Annotated in this window: 29 protein-coding genes; 27 read left to right on the plus strand and 2 right to left on the minus strand. The window is 58.4% G+C overall.

The window, feature by feature from the left end; translation table 11 throughout:
- Positions 1-9 precede the first annotated feature (9 nt).
- The 23 genes from GOX66_RS01435 (at position 10) to GOX66_RS01540 (ending at position 20,145) form a co-directional block, all read left to right on the plus strand.
- Positions 10-615, plus strand: a complete 606-nt coding sequence (locus tag GOX66_RS01435) for an NADH-quinone oxidoreductase subunit C (protein WP_170758875.1) — start codon at positions 10-12, stop codon at positions 613-615.
- Entirely contained in the window at positions 615-788 is a 174-nt protein-coding gene (locus GOX66_RS01440; RefSeq protein WP_170433422.1) for a hypothetical protein, read from the plus strand. Before GOX66_RS01435 ends, GOX66_RS01440 begins: the two co-directional genes overlap by 1 nt.
- A gap of 1 nt (position 789) precedes the next feature.
- Complete coding sequence (locus tag GOX66_RS26010; RefSeq protein WP_272871487.1) at positions 790-921, plus strand: hypothetical protein; 132 nt, start codon at positions 790-792, stop codon at positions 919-921.
- The gene (locus GOX66_RS01445) at positions 921-2,144 is read left to right on the plus strand and encodes an NADH-quinone oxidoreductase subunit D (RefSeq protein WP_170758877.1); all 1,224 of its coding nucleotides are present in this window, start codon (positions 921-923) and stop codon (positions 2,142-2,144) included. Before GOX66_RS26010 ends, GOX66_RS01445 begins: the two co-directional genes overlap by 1 nt.
- A complete protein-coding gene (gene nuoE / locus GOX66_RS01450) occupies positions 2,144-3,244 on the plus strand; it encodes an NADH-quinone oxidoreductase subunit NuoE (protein WP_170758878.1) in 1,101 nt (366 codons plus the stop codon). The genes GOX66_RS01445 and nuoE overlap by 1 nt, the downstream gene beginning before the upstream one ends.
- Positions 3,245-3,274: 30 nt before the next feature.
- Positions 3,275-3,502: a DUF5337 domain-containing protein gene (locus GOX66_RS01455; protein WP_170758881.1), complete on the plus strand. Its 228-nt coding sequence runs from the start codon at positions 3,275-3,277 to the stop codon at positions 3,500-3,502.
- A 6-nt stretch (positions 3,503-3,508) separates the two neighbouring features.
- Positions 3,509-4,807, plus strand: coding sequence for an NADH-quinone oxidoreductase subunit NuoF (nuoF, locus tag GOX66_RS01460; protein ID WP_170758883.1), 1,299 nt, complete (start codon positions 3,509-3,511; stop codon positions 4,805-4,807).
- Between the two features lie 5 nt (positions 4,808-4,812).
- Complete coding sequence (locus GOX66_RS01465; RefSeq protein WP_170758885.1) at positions 4,813-5,229, plus strand: MAPEG family protein; 417 nt, start codon at positions 4,813-4,815, stop codon at positions 5,227-5,229.
- A gap of 53 nt (positions 5,230-5,282) precedes the next feature.
- Entirely contained in the window at positions 5,283-5,624 is a 342-nt protein-coding gene (locus GOX66_RS01470; RefSeq protein WP_170758887.1) for a hypothetical protein, read from the plus strand.
- Positions 5,625-5,722: 98 nt separating this feature from the next.
- Complete coding sequence (locus GOX66_RS01475) at positions 5,723-6,127, plus strand: DUF5333 domain-containing protein (protein WP_237212408.1); 405 nt, start codon at positions 5,723-5,725, stop codon at positions 6,125-6,127.
- Positions 6,128-6,130: 3 nt separating this feature from the next.
- Positions 6,131-8,152: an NADH-quinone oxidoreductase subunit NuoG gene (gene nuoG, locus GOX66_RS01480; protein WP_170758889.1), complete on the plus strand. Its 2,022-nt coding sequence runs from the start codon at positions 6,131-6,133 to the stop codon at positions 8,150-8,152.
- Positions 8,153-8,359: 207 nt separating this feature from the next.
- A complete protein-coding gene (gene nuoH / locus GOX66_RS01485) occupies positions 8,360-9,397 on the plus strand; it encodes an NADH-quinone oxidoreductase subunit NuoH (RefSeq protein ID WP_170758891.1) in 1,038 nt (345 codons plus the stop codon).
- 1 nt (position 9,398) lies between these two features.
- Positions 9,399-9,893: an NADH-quinone oxidoreductase subunit NuoI gene (nuoI, locus tag GOX66_RS01490; RefSeq protein ID WP_170758893.1), complete on the plus strand. Its 495-nt coding sequence runs from the start codon at positions 9,399-9,401 to the stop codon at positions 9,891-9,893.
- Entirely contained in the window at positions 9,890-10,300 is a 411-nt protein-coding gene (locus tag GOX66_RS01495) for a carboxymuconolactone decarboxylase family protein (RefSeq protein ID WP_170758895.1), read from the plus strand. The genes nuoI and GOX66_RS01495 overlap by 4 nt, the downstream gene beginning before the upstream one ends.
- Positions 10,297-10,899 (plus strand): NADH-quinone oxidoreductase subunit J, encoded by a 603-nt coding sequence (locus GOX66_RS01500; RefSeq protein ID WP_170758897.1) that lies wholly within the window; start codon positions 10,297-10,299, stop codon positions 10,897-10,899. Before GOX66_RS01495 ends, GOX66_RS01500 begins: the two co-directional genes overlap by 4 nt.
- Positions 10,896-11,384, plus strand: coding sequence for a hypothetical protein (locus GOX66_RS01505; protein WP_170758899.1), 489 nt, complete (start codon positions 10,896-10,898; stop codon positions 11,382-11,384). The genes GOX66_RS01500 and GOX66_RS01505 overlap by 4 nt, the downstream gene beginning before the upstream one ends.
- A 4-nt stretch (positions 11,385-11,388) precedes the next feature.
- On the plus strand, positions 11,389-11,694 hold the full coding sequence (gene nuoK / locus GOX66_RS01510; RefSeq protein WP_005984024.1) for an NADH-quinone oxidoreductase subunit NuoK: 306 nt from the start codon (positions 11,389-11,391) through the stop codon (positions 11,692-11,694).
- A 6-nt stretch (positions 11,695-11,700) separates the two neighbouring features.
- On the plus strand, positions 11,701-13,884 hold the full coding sequence (gene nuoL, locus GOX66_RS01515) for an NADH-quinone oxidoreductase subunit L (protein ID WP_170758901.1): 2,184 nt from the start codon (positions 11,701-11,703) through the stop codon (positions 13,882-13,884).
- Positions 13,884-15,428: an NADH-quinone oxidoreductase subunit M gene (locus tag GOX66_RS01520; RefSeq protein ID WP_170758903.1), complete on the plus strand. Its 1,545-nt coding sequence runs from the start codon at positions 13,884-13,886 to the stop codon at positions 15,426-15,428. Before nuoL ends, GOX66_RS01520 begins: the two co-directional genes overlap by 1 nt.
- Positions 15,429-15,443: 15 nt before the next feature.
- Positions 15,444-16,886, plus strand: coding sequence for an NADH-quinone oxidoreductase subunit NuoN (nuoN, locus tag GOX66_RS01525; RefSeq protein ID WP_170758905.1), 1,443 nt, complete (start codon positions 15,444-15,446; stop codon positions 16,884-16,886).
- Between the two features lie 54 nt (positions 16,887-16,940).
- Positions 16,941-17,690 carry a biotin--[acetyl-CoA-carboxylase] ligase gene (locus GOX66_RS01530; RefSeq protein WP_170758907.1) on the plus strand — a complete coding sequence of 250 codons (750 nt, stop codon included), beginning with the start codon at positions 16,941-16,943 and terminating at the stop codon, positions 17,688-17,690.
- A gap of 11 nt (positions 17,691-17,701) precedes the next feature.
- Complete coding sequence (locus GOX66_RS01535; protein WP_170758909.1) at positions 17,702-18,481, plus strand: type III pantothenate kinase; 780 nt, start codon at positions 17,702-17,704, stop codon at positions 18,479-18,481.
- Positions 18,478-20,145 carry a ribonuclease J gene (locus tag GOX66_RS01540; protein WP_170758911.1) on the plus strand — a complete coding sequence of 556 codons (1,668 nt, stop codon included), beginning with the start codon at positions 18,478-18,480 and terminating at the stop codon, positions 20,143-20,145. The genes GOX66_RS01535 and GOX66_RS01540 overlap by 4 nt, the downstream gene beginning before the upstream one ends.
- Positions 20,146-20,155: 10 nt before the next feature.
- Here the strand turns inward: GOX66_RS01540 and GOX66_RS01545 are convergent, their stop codons facing one another.
- On the minus strand, positions 20,156-20,857 hold the full coding sequence (locus tag GOX66_RS01545) for an NUDIX hydrolase (protein ID WP_170758912.1): 702 nt from the start codon (positions 20,855-20,857) through the stop codon (positions 20,156-20,158).
- A gap of 25 nt (positions 20,858-20,882) precedes the next feature.
- Entirely contained in the window at positions 20,883-21,281 is a 399-nt protein-coding gene (locus tag GOX66_RS01550) for a DUF983 domain-containing protein (protein WP_170758914.1), read from the minus strand.
- Positions 21,282-21,501: 220 nt separating this feature from the next.
- Here GOX66_RS01550 and GOX66_RS01555 point away from each other — a divergent pair, with 220 nt between their 5' ends.
- Genes GOX66_RS01555 through GOX66_RS01570 form a run of 4 tightly spaced genes read left to right on the plus strand, consistent with a single transcriptional unit; the run spans position 21,502 to position 23,406 of the window.
- Positions 21,502-21,969, plus strand: coding sequence for an EF-hand domain-containing protein (locus GOX66_RS01555; RefSeq protein WP_170758916.1), 468 nt, complete (start codon positions 21,502-21,504; stop codon positions 21,967-21,969).
- Positions 21,970-21,975: 6 nt separating this feature from the next.
- Positions 21,976-22,590: an RNA polymerase sigma factor gene (locus GOX66_RS01560; RefSeq protein ID WP_170758918.1), complete on the plus strand. Its 615-nt coding sequence runs from the start codon at positions 21,976-21,978 to the stop codon at positions 22,588-22,590.
- The gene (locus GOX66_RS01565) at positions 22,583-22,936 is read left to right on the plus strand and encodes a hypothetical protein (RefSeq protein ID WP_170758920.1); all 354 of its coding nucleotides are present in this window, start codon (positions 22,583-22,585) and stop codon (positions 22,934-22,936) included. Before GOX66_RS01560 ends, GOX66_RS01565 begins: the two co-directional genes overlap by 8 nt.
- The gene (locus GOX66_RS01570; RefSeq protein ID WP_170758922.1) at positions 22,933-23,406 is read left to right on the plus strand and encodes a periplasmic heavy metal sensor; all 474 of its coding nucleotides are present in this window, start codon (positions 22,933-22,935) and stop codon (positions 23,404-23,406) included. Before GOX66_RS01565 ends, GOX66_RS01570 begins: the two co-directional genes overlap by 4 nt.
- The last annotated feature ends 2 nt before the right edge of the window (positions 23,407-23,408 follow it).

Genomic DNA, 23,408 nt, shown 5'->3' on the forward strand with positions numbered 1-23,408 from the left:
AGAGAGCTGATGAGCGAAGCACTCAAAGAACTCGGCGCGCAGTTGGAACTGAAACGGGCTGATTGTGTTCTGTCCTGGGACGTGACCCATGGCGAACTGAACGTGGATGTGGCGCCTTCAAACATTGTTGAATTCGTAGAGTTCCTGAAGTCCGATCAGAACTGCAAGTTCTCGACTTTGGTGGACATCACCGGCGTCGATTACCCCGAGCGCGCCAAGCGGTTTGATGTGGTCTATCACTTCCTGTCGATGTACCAGAACCAGCGCATCCGCCTGCGGGTTTCGATCCGCGAAGAGGATATGGTGCCCTCGATTACCGATCTTCACCCCTCGGCCAACTGGTTCGAGCGTGAAGTGTTCGACATGTTCGGTATTCTGTTCTCGGGCCATCCGGACCTTCGGCGCATTCTGACCGACTATGGGTTCCGCGGCCATCCGTTGCGCAAGGATTTCCCGACCACCGGCTATACCGAGGTGCGCTATGACGAAGCGCAAAAGCGCGTGGTCTACGAACCTGTCTCGCTGGTGCAGGAATACCGTCAGTTTGATTTCATGTCCCCTTGGGAAGGAGCGAACTACATTCTGCCGGGGGATGAGAAACAGGAGACCGAATAATGGGTGGCATCTGGTGGCTGATCCTGTCTGCGCTGACCATCATTCCGATGGTGAAGATTCTGCCATTTTTCGGGATCAACAAATACTGGTGTCTTCTATGTCTGATCCCATTTGGCACGATCGCGTTGCTTTGGTGGGTCGGGCTGAAACTGCAGGAACTGGAGCGCCGCTGAGATGATGATGCTGGGGGAACTGGTCGCGTTAGGTGCGTTGGGGGTCCTGCTGGCAGGGGCCGCGGCAAAAGCGGTCGAGGCGGAAAAGGTCCGGGTACGGGCCGAAGCGAAAAAGAACAAACGGGGGCGTTGATGGACGGCTCAAGATACGATGACGGCAGCACAGACGCGCTGAGCGGAGAACAGAGTATCCGCAATTTCAACATCAACTTCGGCCCGCAACACCCTGCGGCGCACGGGGTATTGCGTCTGGTACTCGAGCTGGACGGCGAGATCGTCGAACGGTGTGATCCGCATATCGGTCTGCTGCACCGTGGCACCGAAAAGCTGATGGAAAGCCGCACCTACCTGCAGAACCTGCCCTATTTCGACCGCCTCGATTACGTGGCGCCGATGAACCAGGAACATGCCTGGTGTTTGGCTATTGAAAAGCTGACCGGTGTCGAGGTTCCGCGCCGGGGTTCGCTGATCCGGGTGTTGTATTCCGAGATCGGGCGCATCCTGAACCATCTGCTGAACGTGACCACACAGGCGATGGACGTGGGTGCATTGACGCCGCCTCTGTGGGGCTTTGAAGAGCGCGAAAAGCTGATGGTCTTCTATGAGCGCGCTTGCGGGGCCCGCCTGCACGCGGCTTATTTCCGTCCCGGCGGTGTGCATCAGGACCTGCCGCCGGAACTGCTGGACGATATCGAGGCGTGGAGCCACGAATTCCCCGCCGTTCTGGATGACATTGACGGCCTGCTGACCGAAAACCGCATCTTCAAACAGCGTAATGCCGATATCGGTGTCGTGACTGAGGAAGATATCCAGAAATACGGTTTTTCTGGCGTGATGGTGCGCGGATCGGGGCTTGCCTGGGACCTGCGCCGCGCGCAGCCCTATGAATGCTATGACGAGTTCGAGTTCCAGATCCCCGTCGGCAAGAACGGCGACTGCTATGACCGCTACCTCGTCCGTATGGAAGAGATGCGCCAGTCGCTACTGATTATCCGTCAGGCCATCGCCAAGATGCGCGACTGCCCGGGTGACGTTCTGGCGCGCGGCAAGATCACCCCGCCCAAACGCTCGGACATGAAGACCTCGATGGAAAGCCTGATCCACCACTTCAAGCTTTACACCGAAGGCTTCCACGTGCCGGCTGGTGAGGTCTACGCTGCCGTCGAGGCCCCCAAGGGTGAGTTCGGCGTCTATCTGGTCGCCGACGGCACCAACAAACCCTACCGCGCCAAACTGCGCGCGCCGGGTTTCCTGCACCTGCAAGCCATGGACCACGTCGCCGGGGGCCACCAACTGGCCGACGTCGCCGCCATCATCGGCACCATGGACGTCGTATTTGGAGAGATTGACCGCTAATGCTCCGCCGTCTGCATCCCGAACAACCCGAAAGCTTTGCCTTCACCGCTGCCAACCAGCAGTGGGCCGAAGCGCAGATCACCAAGTACCCCGAGGGGCGTCAGGCCAGCGCGGTCATTCCGCTGCTGTGGCGCGCGCAGGAACAAGAGGGCTGGCTGAGCCGTCCGGCGATTGAATCCGTCGCCGACATGCTGGGTATGGCCTATATCCGCGTGCTTGAGGTTGCGTCCTTCTACTTCATGTTCCAGCTGCAGCCGGTTGGTTCGGTCGCGCATATTCAGGTCTGCGGTACGACCTCCTGCATGATCTGCGGGGCCGAAGATCTGATCGCGGTCTGCAAGGAAAAGATCGCCGCAAAGCCGCATGAGCTGTCCGCCGATGGCAAGCTGAGCTGGGAAGAGGTGGAATGCCTCGGCTCATGCACCAACGCGCCGATGGCTCAAATCGGAAAGGATTACTACGAGGATCTGACTGCCGAGAGCTTTGGCAAGATCATCGACGATCTGGCAGCGGGCAAAGTGCCGACCCCAGGTCCGCAGAACGGGCGCTATGCGGCGGAACCGCTGAAAGGTCTGTCTAGTCTGTCCGAGCATGAGGCCGGCAAGCCCAAGTACAACGCCAGCGTCGAACTGGCGACGGATCTGGGCGACACGGTTAAACGTATCGACGGGACTGAGGTTCCGATCCTGACCCCGTGGCTGGGTAAGGACGGCAAGGCGGCGGCAACCAAGGCGGCCCCGAAACCGCCCAAAGCGCCCGCAGCAGCCAAACCCGCCGTGAAACAGGTGGAAGAGGCCAGGAAGGCGACCGAAGACCAGCCGGAAACCCTGACGGGCGCGCGCGATGGCAAGCCTGACGATCTGAAGATGCTCAAAGGTGTCGGGCCCAAGCTGGAAGAGACTCTGAATGAGTTGGGCTTCTTCCACTATGACCAGATCGCGGCCTGGACGCCAGCTAACGTCGCATGGGTGGATGAACGACTGAAATTCAAAGGCCGGATCGAACGGGACGGCTGGATCGAACAGGCCGGTAAACTGGCGGTAGGCGAGGAAACGGAATTCGCCAAACGCGCCAAGGAAGACGGCACTTACGAAGACTAAAAGGGTGCCCATCCGGGGCATCAGTGTGAGATGAACAACGACAAGGAACAGGCCATGGCCCGTAAGGGCCGACATATCGGCATAGTCATCGCTGTGACTATGTTGCTTTGGCTTGCCATGACGCTGTTCATCGGCCCCGCGCTGGAATTGCCGGGGCGTTATGCGCTGCTGTTTGATTTTGCCGCTTTGGCGGGATTCATATATGCGGGCGTGAACATATTTCAACTCTGGCGCATGCGTCAGGATAGCCAAAGGTAAGTAGCGATGCTGAAGGATCAGGACCGGATCTTTACCAACATCTACGGGATGCATGAGCGTACGCTGAAAGGCGCGCAGACCCGCGGGCATTGGGACGGCACTGCTGGCCTGATCGAAAAAGGGCGCGACTGGATCATTCAGACGATGAAAGATTCGGGCCTTCGCGGTCGCGGCGGCGCAGGGTTTCCCACCGGCCTGAAATGGTCGTTCATGCCCAAGGAAAGCGATGGGCGTCCGGCTTATCTGGTGGTGAACGCGGACGAATCCGAACCCGGCACCTGTAAAGACCGCGAGATCATGCGCCATGATCCGCACACGCTGATCGAAGGCTGCCTGATCGCGTCTTTCGCGATGAACGCGCATACCTGCTATATCTACCTGCGCGGCGAATATATCCGCGAGCGTGAGGCGTTACAGGCCGCGATTGACGAAGCCTATGACGCGGGCCTTCTGGGAAAGAACGCTGCTGGTTCGGGTTGGGATTTCGATCTGTTCCTTCATCACGGGGCCGGGGCTTATATCTGCGGTGAGGAAACTGCTCTGATCGAAAGCCTTGAGGGTAAGAAGGGCATGCCACGGATGAAGCCTCCGTTCCCGGCGGGTGCGGGGCTTTATGGCTGTCCGACCACCGTGAACAATGTGGAGTCGATTGCGGTCGTGCCAACCATCCTGCGCCGCGGCGCGGACTGGTTTGCGAGCTTTGGCCGTCAGAACAACGCAGGCACCAAGCTGTTTGCGATCTCTGGCCATGTGAACAATCCCTGCGTCGTGGAAGAGGCGATGTCGATATCCTTCGAGGAACTGATCGACACTCATTGCGGTGGTATTCGAGGTGGCTGGGACAATCTTCTGGCCGTGATCCCGGGCGGGTCCTCGGTGCCGTGCGTGCGCGGTGAGAACATGCGCGACGCGATCATGGATTTCGACTATCTGCGAAACGATCTGGCCTCGGGGCTGGGGACGGCTGCGGTGATCGTGATGGACAAGTCCACCGACATCATCAAGGCGATCTGGCGGCTGTCGAAGTTCTACAAACACGAAAGTTGCGGCCAGTGCACCCCATGCCGCGAAGGCACAGGCTGGATGATGCGCGTGATGGACCGTCTGGTGCGCGGTGAGGCTGAACTGGAAGAGATCGACATGCTGTTCGACGTGACCAAACAGGTGGAAGGGCATACAATCTGCGCCTTGGGCGACGCGGCGGCCTGGCCAATTCAAGGTCTGATCCGCAACTTCCGTGAAGAAATCGAAGACCGTATCAAGGCCCAGAAATCGGGCCGCATGGGTGCGATGGCAGCGGAGTAACCCCAATGGATGTTTTCGCAGATTATGGTCACGCAGTCGCTTCGGTGGTGGTATTCACACTGATCATCCTGTTCTTGTCGCCATTCTCGGCGCTGGCCAAGGCGGGCAAGGGGCTGGCTCCGGGTGCAACGCCCGAGCAGGACTATTCGGACAAGGCATATCGTCTGAACCGTGCCTATCTTAACGGCACCGAGACACTGCCAGCCTACGCGGTTGTCATTTTCGCCGCAATTTTGATGGGTGCGAGCCCGATTTGGGTGAACCTGCTGGCCTCGGTGGCGTTGGTTTCGCGTCTGGTGATGCTGTTTGTTCACCTTCGCGGAATCGGTAAGCCCCACAGCGGTTTGCGGTCAGTTCTTTACGTCATTAGCTGGGCCTGCATGTTCGTGATGGGCATCATGGCACTGGTGGCGGCGTTTTGATGATGACGTTAGGTACTCATCAATTGACCGGCCGTACCTTTCGGAAAAGGCACATGTCTGTGTTGGGTGCGGTGATCACAATGTCGATTGTGTCGGCATGTGGAATCGTGACGCCTTCCGACGACCGGATTCTCTTCGACGGTAAATCGTTTCGGGCCAAGGCGAATCCCGTTGATAAAAAGGCGATGCCAACCGAGTTCACTGTGGTCGTAAACGGTGTCTCCGCATCACTGGACGGGGCCCGCGAAGCTGGTCGATATGAAGGGACCAAGTTTTGCATCGCAAACTTTGGCTCATCCAGAATTGAATGGAAGGTCGGCCCGGATACCGAACCTCAGAACCTTCGGATCAGCGACGACAAACTGACCTTTGCCGGAACGTGCCAACGGCCATGATGGGTGTTTCCGAATATCACGCCATGACGCTCGGGTTGTTATTGCATAGCAACCCAGTCGCCACTCGTCTTGGGTTTCCCAAGACGAAAGGAACGGTCATGTCTGGTATGAAAACGCTTGCTCTGTTGTCTTTGCTGACACTTCCCGCAATGGCTGACGCAAAGCCGCCCTTGCGCGAAGTCAAAGAGATCGACAACGAACTCTATTACATCGCAATCGCAAACGAGATTTCCGATTACTGCCCATCGATCAGCGGGCGCCGGATGAAAGCGATTGGTGTGATGTGGGGGCTGAGGTCCAAAGCGAACAAACTGGGGTACTCGGACAAGGAAATCCGGGCTTATGTGGAATCGTATACCGAAAAGGACCGGATGCGTGCCAAGGGCGAAGCGTATCTGGCCCAGCACGGTGTCACATACGACAATCCAAATTCCTTCTGCACGCTCGGGCGAGCAGAGATCGAAAGAAACAGCGCCATTGGCGTGTATTTGAGGGCGAACTAGACCATGTCTGACCTCCGCAAAGTGAATATCGACGGGCAGGAAGTCGAAGTCGATGGTGCGATGACCCTGATCCAGGCCTGTGAAGAAGCCGGGGTCGAGGTTCCGCGTTTTTGCTACCACGAACGTTTGTCGATTGCTGGGAACTGCCGGATGTGCCTTGTCGAAGTTGTGGGCGGTCCTCCGAAACCTGCGGCTTCGTGCGCGATGCAGGTGCGCGATCTGCGCCCGGGGCCGGAGGGTCAGCCGCCGGAGGTCAGGACGAATTCGCCCATGGTCAAGAAGGCCCGCGAAGGGGTGATGGAGTTCCTGCTTATCAACCACCCGCTGGATTGCCCGATCTGCGATCAGGGCGGCGAATGCGATTTGCAGGATCAGGCGATGGCCTATGGTCTGTCGGGCTCACGCTTCAAGGAAGCCAAGCGCGCGGTTGACGATCTGGATCTGGGACCGCTGGTTGGCACCGCTATGACCCGCTGCATCAGCTGCACCCGCTGCGTTCGTTTCACCACCGAGGTGGCTGGGATCACGCAGATGGGTCAGACCGGACGTGGGGAAGATGCCGAGATCACCTCATACCTGAATCAGACGCTCGATTCCAACATGCAGGGCAACATCATTGATCTGTGCCCGGTTGGGGCGCTGACATCAAAACCCTATGCCTTTACCGCCCGTCCCTGGGAGCTGACCAAAACGGAATCCATCGATGTAATGGATGCTTTGGGCTCGAATATCCGTGTGGACACCAAAGGGCGCGAAGTGATGCGCTTCCTGCCGCGCAACCATGATGGCGTGAACGAAGAGTGGATCAGCGACAAGACCCGGTTTGTTTGGGACGGCCTGCGTCGCCAGCGGTTGGATAAGCCGTATGTGCGAGAAAACGGCAAGCTTCGCCCGGCCACTTGGCCCGAAGCATTGACCAAGGCGGCCGAGGCTCTGAAAGGGGCCGAGAAACAGGCCGGGATTGTGGGGGATCTGGTTCCGGTTGAGGCCGCATTTGCGCTGAAACAGATGATCGAAGGGCAGGGCGGTGTCGTCGAATGCCGCACCGACGGGGCCAGGCTGCCCGCGGGCAACCGGGGCGCGTATGCCGGGACTGCCGCGGTCGAAGACATCGACTCCGCTGAACGTATCCTTCTGATCGGCACCAACCCTCGGGACGAAGCGCCTGTCCTGAACGCGCGCATCCGAAAGGCCTGGGCGCACGGGGCCGAAGTTGCCCTGGTCGGGCCGGCGGTTGATTTGACCTATGGCTATCATCACGTAGGTGACGACCGCGCTGCTCTGCAGAATGTGGTCGATATGGGTGGCGACGATGAGATCAAGGGCAAAGCCTCGTTGGTCATTGTCGGGCAGGGCGCACTGCAAGAAGCTGACGGCGCCGCAGTACTGGCTGCCGCACAAACCATTGCGGCAAATACCGAAAGTGGACTGCTTATCCTGCACACGGCTGCCTCGCGGGTGGGTGCGATGGATGTGGATGCCACCAACGAAGGTGGCATGGATGCCGTCGGTGCCGCAGACGTGATCTATAATCTCGGCGCGGATGAAGTTGAAATCGGTGACGGAGCCTTTGTCATCTATCAGGGCAGCCATGGCGACCGTGGTGCGCATCGCGCCGACGTGATCTTGCCGGGTGCAGCCTATACCGAGGAAAACGGCCTGTTCGTGAACACGGAAGGCCGCCCTCAGTTGGCCATGCGCGCCGGGTTTTCCCCGGGTGAGGCCAAAGAGAACTGGGCCATTCTGCGCGCCCTGTCCGCCGAGCTGGACGCGAAATTGCCCTTCGACTCGCTGGCGCAGCTGCGTACGGCTCTGATCGAGGCCGTGCCGCACCTGGCCCGCATCGACGAGGTGGTCGAGAACGAGGTGCAAGCGCTGGAAGAGGGCGCTTTGGGCAGTGCAACATTCCGCTATGCGATCAAGGATTTCTATCTGACCAACCCGATTGCCCGCGCCTCGCAACTGATGGCCGAGTTGTCGGCGCAGGTTCAGGCCCGTAAGGCCGAGAAGATCGCGGCTGAATGAACCAGACCTGTTTCATATCGCTCTGTGACACACGTGCTCTGCCAAGTGGCGCGTGTGTCAGAGAAATGCGCAGGAAACTCAACAATAAGGGTGGCGCAATGGCGGCAGATGCTGTTTACACCAACGCGCCGACCCAGCCGCAGATTGCGCAGGCATATGGCCTTTGCAACACACGCGGAAAACGGAATACCCACGGTGTGAGGACCAATGGCTGATTTCTTTAACACCCCAGGCGGAATAGCTATCATCATTCTGGCGCAAGTGCTTGCTGTCGTTGCCTTTGTGATGATCTCGCTGTTGTTCCTTGTTTATGGCGACCGTAAGATCTGGGCCGCCGTCCAGATGCGGCGCGGCCCCAACGTGGTGGGCGTATACGGCATTCTACAATCAGTAGCGGATGCATTGAAATACGTGGTCAAGGAAGTGGTCATTCCCGCCGGAGCTGACCGCGCCGTGTTTATTCTGGCGCCGTTGACCAGTTTCGTCTTGTCGCTGATCGCCTGGGCGGTGATCCCCTTCAACGATGGATGGGTTCTGTCGGACCTGAACGTCGCTGTTCTGTACGTCTTCGCCGTCTCCTCGCTTGAGGTTTATGGCGTGATTATGGGCGGTTGGGCGTCGAACTCAAAGTACCCGTTCCTTGGATCGCTGCGCTCGGCAGCGCAGATGATTTCCTACGAGGTTTCCATTGGCCTGATCATCATCGGCGTGATCATCTCGACCGGTTCGATGAATTTCGGTGCGATTGTCAATGCGCAAGACACCGGATACGGCTTCTTCGGCTGGTACTGGCTGCCGCATTTCCCGATGGTCTTCCTGTTCTTCATTTCGGCGCTGGCCGAAACCAACCGCCCTCCGTTCGACCTGCCCGAGGCTGAATCGGAACTGGTCGCCGGCTATCAGGTGGAATATTCCGCCACCATGTTCCTGCTGTTCATGGCCGGTGAATACATCGCCATCTTCCTGATGTGCGCGCTGACTTCGCTGCTGTTCTTCGGCGGCTGGCTGTCACCGATACCGGGCTTGCCGGACGGTGTGCTGTGGATGGTCGGCAAGATGACGTTCTTCTTCTTCATCTTCGCAATGGTCAAGGCCATCACCCCTCGCTACCGCTATGACCAGCTGATGCGGCTGGGCTGGAAAGTGTTCCTGCCCTTCTCGCTGGCCTGGGTGGTCTTCGTGGCCTTTGCGGCGAAATTCGAATGGTTCTGGGGCGTCTTCGCCCGTTGGACCGTAGGAGGCTGATATGGCAAATATCGATTACACCCGCGCCGCCAAATACTTCCTTCTGCAAGACTTCTGGGTCGGCATGAAGCTGGGGCTGAAATATTTCTTCTCCCCCAAGGCCACCATCAACTATCCGCACGAAAAGGGACCTTTGTCGCCCCGCTTCCGGGGGGAACACGCCCTGCGTCGGTACCCCAACGGCGAAGAGCGCTGTATCGCCTGCAAGCTGTGCGAGGCGATCTGCCCGGCGCAAGCCATCACAATCGACGCCGAACCGCGCGAGGACGGCTCCCGCCGCACCACACGCTATGACATCGACATGACCAAATGCATTTATTGCGGTTTCTGCCAAGAGGCATGCCCGGTCGATGCCATCGTCGAAGGCCCGAACTTCGAATTCGCCACCGAAACCCGTGAAGAGCTGTTCTACGACAAGGAAAAACTGCTGGATAACGGCGAACGCTGGGAAGCCGAGATCGCCCGCAATCTGGAAATGGACGCGCCGTACAGATGAGTGACACGCCCCAAAACCCATTTGAGCTGATGATGAAGCAGGCTCAGGACATGGCCAAGGCGATGAACCCGGCGATGGAAAGCTTCTCGCCCAAAGGGTTTGAGGCGCTGTGGCCGACCATGCCCAAAGAGGTCATGGAGATGATGTTCGGCAACACCGTTAACAAGGACGGGCTGGACGCCAGGACCCGCCTGCTGCTGACGCTGGCCGGGCTGACCTGTCAGGGCGCGCAGGCGGATGCGGCGGTGCGCCAGACCGTGCGCCACGCGCTTGAGGCGGGTGCCAGGAAACAAGAGATCGTGGAAACGATCGGTCAGATGTCGGTTTTTGCCGGCATCCCGGCCATGACCCGCGCGCTGGATCTGGCGCAAGAGGTCATGGGCGATAACGAGGATGAGGATCAATGACCGTCTTTGCCTTCTATCTGTTTGCCATCTGCGTCATCACCGGCGGGCTGTTCACGGTGATCAGTCGCCAGCCGGTGCACTCGGTGCTGTGGCTGATCCTGGCGTTCCTGTCCTCGGCGGGGCTGTTCGTTCTGCTGGGGGCCGAGTTCGTCGCGATGCTGCTGATCATCGTCTATGTCGGTGCGGTCGCGGTTCTGTTCCTGTTCGTGGTGATGATGCTGGACGTCGACTTTGCCGAGCTCAAGGCCGAGATGGCGCGCTACATGCCGCTGGCGCTGCTGATCGGTCTGGTGATCTTGATGCAGTTCGTCATGGTCTTGGGCGCCTGGGAAAGTGCACAGGGCGCGGCGGCCAATCTGGCGCAGCCGGTCCCGGCGGACCGTCATAACACCGAGGCGCTGGGTGTCATCCTTTATGATCAATACTTCCTTCTGTTCCAACTTGCGGGCCTGATCCTGCTTGTGGCCATGATCGGCGCCATCGTTCTGACGCTGCGCCACCGCAAGGACATCAAGCGTCAGGACATCATCGGCCAGATGATGCGCGACCCGGCCAAGGCGATGGAATTGAAGGACGTGAAACCGGGGCAGGGGTTGTGAACTTTAAAGCCTTCATATCTGGTTTTGCTGTGGCAAGTATGCCTTTGTCAGTAGTCGCGTTTCCAATAACGGATTGCGATGGCCAGCCGTTGTTGTCCCATCATTGGATAGCAACTGAGCACCAAGTGATCGGTGACGGGGTTGTAGCGTTCTACGAAGTCGGCGGTCTTTGCGACGAAGAACTGGGATGCACGGAATCGACATTCCTAAAAATTTCAGCTTGCGAGACTGGGCAAACACTTAATGTCGTGACGCAACTCAACAGGGAATACGACAATACCCTGTTGGATCGAACTGACGAGGCAAGTGAAACCCTACAAAAACTGGCCAAAGTTGGTGCAAGCCATTCGTGGGATTCGGTGAGAAAGACATTCGATCAGAAAGCCTTCGACGTCAGCGAAATCACGGAAACGAATGAAAACTGCGCCTGTGCTGCGGCTTTTCCAGAGCTCCGCAACGGGAAAGAGAAATTCGAGGGACTATGAGACGATGATCGGACTTGAACACTATCTTACGGTCGCGGCGACGCTGTTCGTCATCGGCATCTTCGGTCTCTTCCTGAACCGCAAGAACGTCATCATCCTGCTGATGAGCATCGAACTGATGCTGCTGGCGGTGAATATCAACCTCGTGGCGTTTTCCAGCTTTCTCGGCGATCTGGTCGGGCAGGTGTTTACGCTGTTCGTGCTGACCGTGGCGGCGGCCGAGGCGGCGATCGGGCTGGCCATTCTGGTTTGCTTCTTCCGCAACCGCGGCACCATCGCGGTTGAAGACGTCAACATGATGAAGGGGTAAGAGAACATGGAAACCACCATCCTCTTTGCCCCGCTAGTGGGCGCTCTGCTCTGCGGGTTCGGCTGGAGATTCATTGGCGAGAAAGCCGCCATGTGGACCGCCACTGGCCTGTTGTTTCTGGCCTTTCTGCTCAGCTGGATCGTATTCTTCAGCTTCGATCCGTCGGCCTATCCCGGCGGATCCTACTCGGTGCCGGTTCTGCGGTTCATCGAAAGCGGTTCGCTGTCGACCGAGTGGGCGATCCGTCTGGACCGGCTGACCGCGATCATGCTGATCGTGGTGACGACTGTGTCGGCCTTTGTTCACCTCTACAGCTTTGGCTACATGGATAACGATCCGCAATGGCGCGAAGGCGAGAGCTATAAGCCGCGGTTCTTCGCGTATCTGAGCTTTTTCACCTTTGCGATGCTGGCGCTGGTCACGGCGGACAACCTGGTACAGATGTTCTTTGGTTGGGAAGGCGTGGGCGTCGCGTCCTATCTGCTGATCGGTTTCTATTATCGCAAACCCAGCGCCAACGCGGCGGCGATCAAGGCCTTCGTTGTGAACCGGGTGGGCGATTTCGGCTTTGCACTTGGAATTTTCGCGATCTTCTTCCTGACCGACAGCATCAGTTTCCCGGATGTATTTGCCTCGGCACCGACACTGGCGGAAACGCAGCTGCATTTCCTGTGGGGTGAATGGAACGCTATCGAGGTGATCTGCGTGCTGCTGTTCATCGGTGCGATGGGTAAATCGGCGCAGCTGATCCTGCACACATGGTTGCCGGACGCGATGGAGGGCCCGACGCCTGTGTCGGCGCTGATCCACGCTGCGACCATGGTGACTGCGGGTGTATTTCTGGTCTGCCGTATGTCACCACTGTTCGAATTTGCGCCGGGCGCTGCGGGTTTCGTGACCGTGCTGGGGGCCTCGACCGCGTTCTTTGCCGCGACTGTGGGTCTGGTCCAGACTGACATCAAGCGCGTCATCGCTTATTCGACCTGTTCGCAGCTGGGCTACATGTTCGTGGCCGCAGGTGTTGGCATGTATTCGGCGGCGATGTTCCACCTGTTCACACACGCCTTTTTTAAGGCACTGTTGTTCCTGGGCGCCGGTTCGGTGATCCACGCGATGCATCATGAGCAGGAGATGACCGAGTATGGCGGCCTGCGGAAGAAGATTCCTTATACCTTCTGGGCGATGATGATCGGTACGCTGGCCATCACCGGTGTGGGTATTCCGCTGACAACCATTGGCTTTGCCGGGTTCCTGTCCAAGGATGCCATCATCGAGAGCGCATATGCGGGTGGTTCGGCCTATGGCTTCTGGCTGCTGGTGATCGCGGCTGCGTTCACGTCGTTCTACAGCTGGCGTCTGATCTTCCTGACTTTCTACGGCGAGCCGCGCGGCGACAAGCACACGCATGATCACGCACATGAAAGCCCGATGAGCATGCTGGTACCCTTGGGTGTTCTGTCTCTGGGTGCTGTGTTTGCCGGGATGATCTGGTACGGCAACTTCTTTGGCCACGCTGACAAGGTCGGTAAGTTTTATGGCATTCCGGTTGCAGAGGCGTCGGAGCATGCCGAAGCGGGTGATCATGCCGAAGCTGGTGCCCACGGCGAGGAAGCGGCGCAGGCCGATACCGCACACGCGGATGACAGCCATGCAGACGAAGGCCACGCCGATGAGGTTGCCCATGGTGAAGAGACCGCCAAGGGCGGCGATCACCACTATGTCTTTGCTGGTGAGCCGGGTGAGGGCGGGATCTACATTGCGCCGGACAACCACGTGCTGGACGATGCTCATGCTGCTCCAAAATGGGTCAAGGTTTCACCGTTCATCGCGATGGTGCTGGGCTTTGTCGTGGCCTACTGGTTCTACATCGTGAACACCTCGCTCCCGGCGCGCCTGGCGGCAAACCAGCGCCCGCTGTACCTGTTCCTGCTGAACAAGTGGTACTTTGACGAGATCTACGATGCGGTCTTTGTCAAACCCACAGTGGCGCTTGGCCGGTTCCTTTGGAAACGCGGTGATGGCAACACGATTGACGGTTTCCTGAACGGGGTTGCCATGGGCGTTGTGCCCTTCTTCACCCGCCTCGCAGGCAAGGCGCAGACGGGCTACATCTTTACTTACGCCTTCTGGATGGTTCTGGGCATAGCCGCCCTTGTCACCTGGATGTCGATCGGCGGAGGCGCACACTAATGGATAATATCCTCTCCATCGTCACCTTCATCCCCGCTGTGGCGGCAGGCATCCTGGCCCTGTTCCTACATGGCGAGGACCCGGCGGCACAGCGCAACGCGAAATGGGTTGCGCTGGTGGCAACCACGGTGACGTTCCTTGTCTCGATCGGCATCTATACCGGCTTTGACCCCTCGAACACCGGCTTCCAGATGGTGGAAGAGGGTGAGTGGCTTATGGGCCTGAAATACAAGATGGGCGTCGACGGGATCAGTGTTCTGTTCGTGCTGCTGACCACTTTCATCATGCCGCTGACCATTCTGGCCAGTTGGCAGGTCACGGATCGCGTCAAGGAATACATGATCGCCTTCCTGCTGCTGGAAACGCTGATGCTGGGCGTGTTCATGGCGCTGGATCTGGTGTTGTTCTACCTGTTCTTCGAAGCAGGCCTGATTCCGATGTTCCTGATCATCGGTGTCTGGGGCGGAAAAGACCGTATCTATGCCAGCTTCAAGTTCTTCCTCTATACCTTCCTCGGCTCGGTGCTGATGCTGGTGGCGATGGTTGCGATGTATTCCGATGCGGGCACCACAGACATCGAAGCGCTGATGAGCCACCAGTTCTCGTCCGAAGGCTTCACTGTGCTGGGCATCTATGTTGTCGGCGGTCTGCAGACGCTGATGTTCCTGGCTTTCTTTGCATCCTTTGCAGTGAAGATGCCGATGTGGCCGGTGCACACCTGGTTGCCGGACGCGCACGTGCAGGCCCCGACCGCGGGTTCGGTCGTGCTGGCGGCTATTCTGTTGAAGATGGGCGGCTATGGCTTCCTGCGGTTCAGCCTGCCAATGTTCCCAGTCGGCTCGGCGGTGATGACCGATCTGGTGCTATGGATGTCGGCCATTGCCGTTGTCTACACCTCGCTGGTGGCACTGGTGCAGGAGGATATGAAGAAGCTGATCGCTTATTCCTCGGTCGCGCATATGGGTTTCGTGACCATGGGGATCTTCGCGGCAAACCAGCAAGGCGTTGACGGGGCCATCTTCCAGATGCTCAGCCACGGGTTCATCTCGGCGGCGCTCTTCCTTTGCGTTGGTGTGATCTATGACCGGATGCACACCCGCGATATCGAAGCGTACGGAGGTCTGGTCATTCGGATGCCCGCATACGCCCTGGTCTTCATGCTGTTTACCATGGCAAATGTGGGTTTGCCGGGGACTAGCGGGTTCATCGGGGAGTTCCTGACATTGATGGGTACGTTCCAGGTCAATACTTGGGTGACGGCTGTGGCGGCCTCAGGTGTGATTTTCTCGGCGGCTTATGCGCTGTGGCTGTATCGTCGGGTCGTGTTTGGCGATCTGATCAAGGAAAGCCTCAAGGCAATGACCGACATGAGTTCGCGCGAGCGGCTGATCTTTGCGCCGCTGATCGTGATGACCATCCTGCTGGGCGTTTACCCGTCGCTGGTGACCGACGTGATCGGTAACTCGACTGCCGCGCTGATTTCGAACTATGACACGGCTCTGGCCGCGGCTGAGGCTGCGACCCAGACGGCCGCTTCGCATTAAGGGAGCTTTGGAGACATGATCCAGGCTGATCTGACAATAATCCTGCCGGAAATCGTTCTGGCTGTATATGCGATGGCTGCTCTGATTGGGGCGGTCTACACAACGAAAGACGGTCTGGCACCTGTACTGGTTTGGGTGACAGCGGGTCTGATGGCGCTGTTGTCGTTCTGGATCGCTACCAACGGCGACGGAACCAACGTGGCGTTCAACGGCATGTTCGTGGATGACGGGTTCTCACGCTTTGCCAAGGTCGCAATCCTGCTGTCGGCTGCCGCGGTGCTGGTGATGAGTCAGGACTACATGAACCGCCGCGGCCTGTTGCGGTTCGAATTCCCTTTGCTGGTGGCGCTGGCGGCCGTGGGCATGATGATGATGGTCAGTGCAGGCGATCTGATGTCTTTGTACATGGGGTTGGAGCTGCAGTCGCTGTCCCTTTATGTCGTCGCCGCGCTGCGCCGCGACAGCGCCAAGTCAACCGAGGCCGGTCTGAAGTACTTTGTGCTGGGCGCGCTCAGCTCGGGTCTGCTGCTCTACGGTGCGTCGCTGGTCTACGGCTTTACCGGCACCACGCTGTTCTCGGGGATCATCCAGACGGTTCATCTCGGAGATGTTTCGGTCGGCCTGCTGTTCGGCCTGATCTTCCTGATCTCGGGTCTTGCGTTCAAGGTTTCGGCCGTGCCTTTCCACATGTGGACACCGGATGTGTACGAAGGTTCGCCCACACCGATTACCGCCTTCTTTGCCACTGCGCCGAAAGTGGCGGCGATGGCCCTGTTTGCGCGCCTGATGCACGACGCCTTTGGCGGTATCGTGGCGGATTGGCAGCAGGTAATCGTGCTGCTGTCGGTGCTGTCCATGCTGCTGGGTGCCGTTGCGGCGATTGGTCAGCGCGACATCAAGCGGCTGATGGCGTTCTCGTCGATTGCACATATGGGCTATGCACTGATTGGTCTGGCGGCTGGTACTGAAATGGGCATCAAAGCGATGCTGATGTATCTGGCGATTTATGTGACCATGAATATCGGTACCTTTGCCTTCATCCTGATGATGGAGCGGGACGGAAAACCCGTCACCGATATCGATGCCCTGCGGCAATACTCAAAGCGCGATCCAGGCAAGGCCCTCGCTGTTCTGATCCTGATGTTCTCGCTTGCGGGCGTACCGCCGATGCTGGGCTTTTTTGCCAAGTTCGGCGTCTGGCAGGCCGGTATCAACGCAGGTCTGACCGGTTTGGTCATCGCCTCGGCCATCGCCTCGGTCATCGGTGCCTTCTATTATATTCGGATCGTTTACTACATGTACTTCGGGGCCGAGAACGAAGACCCGATCGAAACACATTCCACACCTGTTCTGTGGGCTGCCCTGATGGGATCAGCCGCCCTGATGCTGGTCGGGGTGTTCTATCAGTTCGGCATCGAAGGCGCAGCGGCAGCTGCGGCAGCGACACTTGTCAACTGACGTGTTTGAGATTCATTTGCAGGGGGCTCGGTCGGCAGACCGGGCCTTTTTGACATGACCGATTGGCCGCAAGGATATGGCCTGCACATCGTGCAGGAGGTTGACAGCACTCTGAACGAAGCCGCCCGGCTTGCGCCTACGGCGCAGGGCCCGGTCTGGATCATGGCCCATCACCAAACCGCCGCACGGGGGCGGCGGGGCAGGGTATGGGCCAACCCTAAAGGCAATCTGGCAGCGACCCTGTTGATGCGGCCGCAAGGCAACCCGGAACAGGCGGCGCTGCGCAGCTTTGTGGCGGCACTGGCCCTGTTCGATGCCTGTGTCGCTGTGACCGGGCGCGCGGATGGATTGTCGCTGAAATGGCCCAATGATGTATTGCTGAATGGTGGGAAACTGGCCGGTATCCTGCTGGAGAGCACTGGCAAGGGGCGTGGTCTCTCGCACCTGTGCATCGGGATTGGCGTAAACCTGTCCGAAGCGCCGCCCGCCTACGCAGTTGAAAAGAGCGCCGTTCGACCCGTCTCGCTGCTTTCGGAGACAGGTGCCGCCGTCATCCCCGAGGATTTTCTGACTGAGCTGGCCGCAGCTTACGCGCGATATGAAACCCAGTTCGCGACATATGGGTTCGAACCGATCCGAACAGCCTGGCTCTCACGTGCCGCCAAATTGGGAGAGGTCATCACAGCCCGGACCTCAACATCGGAAACGGTCGGGACCTTTGAAACCGTGGACGTGAATGGCAACCTTGTCCTAAAGACCGCCAAGGGTCGCGCCAGCATACCTGCGGCGGATGTATATTTCTGAAGGAGGCTTGGATGCTTCTTGCAATCGACTGCGGCAACACAAATACCGTTTTCTCGATTTGGGACGGCGAGAATTTCCTGTGCACCTTGCGCACCTCGACCCATCATTCCCGCACGGCAGATGCCTATTTCACCTGGTATTCGACACTGGTGAAGCACTACGGGATTGAGGCGGACATCACCGATGTGATCATTGCGTCGACAGTACCGCGCGTGGTGTTCAACTTGCGCATATTCGCCGACCGATTTTTTGGCTGCCGACCCCTTGTTGTGGGCAAACCTGAATGCCTTCTGCCCGTCGCACCGCGTATTGACGAAGGCACCATTCCCGGCCCCGATCGTCTGGCGAATGCGGTCGGCGCCTTTGACCGCCATGGCGGCGATGTGGTTGTTGTTGATTTCGGCACAGCCACGAATTTTGACGTTGTCGCCTCGGACGGGGCCTATGTCGGTGGCATCATCGCTCCGGGCGTGAACCTCAGCCTCGAGGCTTTGCACCAGGGGGCTGCAGCATTGCCACATATCGACATTACGCGACCGGAAAAAGTGATTGGTACGAATACGGTTGGCTGTATTCAGTCAGGCGTGTATTGGGGCTATTCCGGATTGATTGAGGGGCTTATTGCGCGGATCAAGGCGGAATATGGAATGCCGATGAAAGTCGTCGGAACCGGAGGGCTTGCGCCTCTGTTCGATCAGGCAGATGTCGGGTTTGACGCGATCGAAGATGATTTGACGATGCACGGCCTGACCGTGATTTATCGCTATAACAAGGACAATGGCTCAACATGAGCAGTGAACGACTGATCTACCTGCCGCTGGGCGGTGCAGGTGAAATTGGCATGAATGCCTATGTCTACGGCTATGGTAAGCCGGGGCAGGAACGATTGATCCTCGTGGATCTCGGGGTGACGTTTCCGGATATGGACACGACGCCCGGTGTCGATCTGATCCATGCCGATATTTCGTGGCTGCGGGAACGCGCCGACCGGCTGGACGCTGTTTTCGTCACCCACGCGCACGAAGATCATGTGGGCGCCGTGGCCCATTGTCATGACGCCCTAGGCGCACCGATTTATGCGCGCGCCTTCACCGCCAATATTGCGCGTCGCAAGATGGAAGAGCACGGCCACCCCGAGGACGCTGTGCAGACTGTATCTGCTTGGCCCGAACAGATTTCGGTTGGTCCCTTTTCGATAGGGTTCTTGCCGGTCTCGCACTCGATCCCGGAAAGCGCTGCATTGGTGATCGACACGCCTGCGGGCCGGATCGTGCATTCCGGTGACTTCAAGCTGGATGCAAATCCAGTAGTCGGTGAACCCTTTGATCCTGACCTCTGGGACGAAGTGGCCAAACCCGGTGTCAAAGCATTGGTCTGCGACAGCACCAACGTGTTTTCCCCGCATGCCGGGCGTTCGGAATCAGAGGTCGGCCCCGAGATCGTCAAATTGGTGGAAAGCGCCGAGGGTATGGTGGTCGCGACTACTTTTGCGTCGAACGTGGCGCGGGTAAAGACACTTGCCGAGGCCGGTCAAAAGGCCGGTCGTTCGGTGGTGTTGCTGGGCCGGGCCATGCGGCGGATGATCGAGGCGGCGACGGAAACGGGCATCCTTTTCGATTTCCCCAAGGTGATCAGCGCCGAAGAAGCGGTTGACCTGCCGCGCCAGAACCTCATGTTGATCGTGACCGGCAGCCAGGGCGAGCGTCGCGCCGCCAGTGCACAACTGGCACGCGGCAAATATCGCGGGCTGGAATTGAAAGAAGGCGACCTGTTCCTTTTCTCGTCCAAAACCATTCCCGGAAACGAGCGTGGAGTGATCTTCATCATGAACCAGCTCAGTGAAAAGGGCGTAGATGTGGTGGATGACAACTCGGGCCTGTATCACGTCTCGGGTCATGCCAACCGTCCTGACCTTGAGAAAGTGCATGCGCTGATCGACCCGCAAATGGTCATCCCGATGCACGGCGAACACCGCCATCTGCGCGAACACGCGAAACTGGCCGAGGCCGGTGGACGAACCGGGATTCTGGCAGTCAACGGTACGATGCTGGACCTGACAGGCAATGCGCCTCAGGTTGTGGATTACATCGAAACAGGCCGGACCTATTTGGACGGCACCGTCAAGGTCGGCGCGCTGGATGGTGTCGTGCGCGACCGTATCCGGATGGCGTTGAACGGGCATGTGACGGTGACAGTCATTCTGGACGAAGAGGACGAACCGCTGGGTGAACCCTGGTGCGACACGATGGGTTTGCCTGAAGTGGGGACATCCCGTGCCGCGCTGGTCGAGGTGCTGGAAGAGGACCTCAACCAGTTTCTCATGCGGGCCGAGGCCAAGACTCTGCGCGACGATGATAAGCTGGAAGAGGCCATGCGTCGCATCGTACGCCAGACCGCTAAAGCAGAGATTGGCAAAAAGCCCGAAGTGACGACAGTGATCAGCCGGATGAAATAGTGGCCGCTGCCTAGTCGTTCTCCGGCATCGAGTAGCCTTTCAGTTGTAAAAACAGGCTTTGTTCCTCGTTATTCAGATACATTGGAACAGCGGCGGGCGGTTCGGGGCGCGTGACCCGAGCTGCCACTTCCGCCAGCACAACCTCGGTAATAAAGGGTAAATCCAGTTCACGCGCCCGGCTAAGTGAGACCCATTGCAAATGGGACAACTCATCGGATGCGCGGCTGAAATCATCGAGGTCACCCTGAATCGCCCCGGCATCCACCAAAAAGAACCGTGCATCAAACCGTCGTGGGCGGCCCGGTGGTGTCACGGCGCGGAAAACAAACTGAAGCGCATTGGCCGCAGGGCGAAACCCCATTGCGGCAAAGCTCTGCCAATCACCGGGGATGGTTTCGTCCCAGTCGCCGGGCTCTCCCAGAACCAGCCCGGTCTCCTCCCACAATTCGCGGATCGCTGCAGCGGCCAGGGCGTTCTGTAGGTCCGGTTCAGAATGCTCGGACAACCGTTCGCTACATATGTCGGGGAGTGCTGTGGCCAACGGCACCGCATTATCCGCCGCGTCTACAGCACCGCCAGGAAACACGAATTTGTTAGGCATGAACGCGGCTTTTGCGCCCCGCTGACCCATCAGGATCGAAGGGTCGGTCAAACGGTCCCGCAGGACGATGACCGTTGCCGCATTCCGTATGGCTGATTTGTCTTCCGTCATGCCCTGTTAGACCCGTTCGCCCGAGTCACTGCGCATTCTCGAAGCCGTGCATACGACGGGCCCATTGATAGGCAACAACAGCCCCTTTTAGCCGGGGCAACAAAAACAGCGAAAGGGCTGTGCAGCCAATGGCAAAGATCAGGAACATGGTCAGCGGCTCAGGACGCCAATTCACGTAAGACACATGCAGAGCAGGAGCCAGCAAGTGGCCGACAAACAGGATGGTCAAATAAGCAGGGCCATCATCCGCCCGGTGATGAAACAGTTCCTGACCACAACTGTTGCAACTGTCATTTACCTTCAGATAGCCATGTAAAAGCTTGCCCTCGCCACATTTCGGGCAGCGACAGCGGAACCCTTTTACCAGTGCTGGCCAGGTCGGGCGGTCATTCTCGTCCGTAGTATCGATCGTTTGATCTGTCATTTTGAAACTCGCGCGTTCAGGTTGGTGGAATATTGCGCTTGTTTTGCCCTGCGGAAAAGGGGGGTGCGTCGCTTTGTGTCGCGGAGCCCCGATGAAATTATCGGTCAGGTGCCGCCCGGTCAGGGCAAAAAAAATACATTTTGCGACGGAACCTGCGTTCCGGCCCGTTTGAACTTATGTGAGCAGCGGCGATGGGGCCGCGAAACAAAGGAAAAACGTTATGAAAAGCGCGAAGTTCATTCCGGCCATCATCATCTCGGCAGTTGCAATTACGGGTACATCCGTTCTTGCGGCAGGTCCAAGAGATCGCGAACCTGTGACTTTCCAGGAGTTGGACGCAAATGGTGACGGTCAGGTGACACAGGAAGAAATGGAATCGCACCGGACGCAGCGATTCACCGAAACGGACACAGATGGCGACGGTAAGCTGAGCGTCGAGGAAGTGCAGGCAGCAGGTCAGAAGAAGGCCAGTGAGCGCGCAACCAGGATGTTCGAGAGATATGACGCCAACAATGATGGTTTTCTGACCGAGGATGAGTTGCCCAAGCCTCGCCGTGCTGGCAAGATGTTTGACCGTATCGACACGGATGGAAGTGGGACGATTTCGGAACAGGAATTTGCGGATGCAAAAGAGCGGATGGGCCGCCATCACAGGAAACACGGCAAGGCGGACTCTGACGACAGCTGATGAAGGATGGAGGATCTGACCTCCTTGCCGCACGAAGTCCGTGGCGTTGAAAGCGCCACGGACGAGTTGAGTGACGACGCGTTGCTGCGGCAGTTCGCTGACGGAGATGCCGTGGCCGCACGTTTGCTGACGGATCGGCTTGGGCCACGCAGCTTTTCTGTTGCCCTGCGGATGCTGGGCAACAGGGCTGAGGCCGAGGATGTGACGCAGGAGGCTATGATGCGGCTTTGGCAAATGGCGCCGAACTGGGTTTCAGGTCAAGCCAAGGTTTCGACCTGGCTGTATCGTGTCACGTTGAATCTGTGTGTGGATATGCAGCGCAAGAAAAAGCCGGACCGGCTGGCTGATGTCCCCGAGCCCGAGGACAATGAGCCCAGCGTGGCAGAGCGTTTGCAGGACGCAGCGCGTAAGGATGCGCTTCAGGCGGCCTTGTCGCAATTGCCGGAACGTCAGAGGCAAGCTGTGGTTCTGCGGCACATCGAAGAATTGCCCAACCCAGAAATCGCCGGGATCATGGGTGTTTCAACTGAAGCGGTGGAAAGCCTGACCGCACGCGGAAAACGAGCTCTGACGGCGATACTGGCCGGACGACAGGATGAACTGGGGTATGACAATGGCTGAAGACGACATGGAACTGGATCAGTTGTTTGCCCAAGCACGGCAAAATCGACCGGAGTTACCGGATGATCTTGCAGTACGCATTCTGACGGATGCCGAATCTGTTCGCCTTGATCGGCTTGCACAAGCTGCGCAACCGCCACGCCCCCTTTGGGTGCGGATGCTTGACGGGATCGGAGGCTGGCAGGGCATGAGCGGGCTGGTTGCAGCCAGCGCGGCCGGGGTTTGGATCGGCTTTTCAGCACCTGGCTTTCTGCCTGATCCGGCGGCGTATATCTATGCGCAGGATGTGACCTTTGTGGTTGCTGACCTGGGCCTGGACACAACATTTCTGGAGGACGCGGAATGAGCGATAATCCCAAACCAAGACGACGTTGGGTATCGGTTCTGCTGAGCGTTTCGCTGGCTCTGAATCTGCTGATCGTCGGGGTTGCACTGGGCACTGTTTACAGGGTCAAAGGTGGTGATCACGGCAAGGCGCCGCCTGGTTTTGGGCCGGCTCTATATCGGGCCCTGCCCAAAGAAGATCGCAAAGTCCTGCGCGGGGAACTGTCTGAGCGGCATGTAAAGGGGGCAAAACTTCGTGCTCAGGATTTCGCGGCACTTGGCGCGGCTTTGAGAGCAGAACCATTTGATCCGGCGGCCGTACAGGCTCTTCTGCTGCAGCAGGCGCAATTCATGGCGGATATGCAATCAGCCCTGCAAGAGCAGTGGTTGGCGCGCGTCACCGCAATGAGTGATGCTGAGCGTCAGGCCTATGCGGACAGGCTGGAGGACGTGGTTCACCGCAAGTCGCATGGGCGCAAGAACAGAGATTGACT

It is taken from the genome of Ruegeria lacuscaerulensis, assembly GCF_013031245.1.
GTDB lineage: Bacteria > Pseudomonadota > Alphaproteobacteria > Rhodobacterales > Rhodobacteraceae > Ruegeria > Ruegeria lacuscaerulensis_C.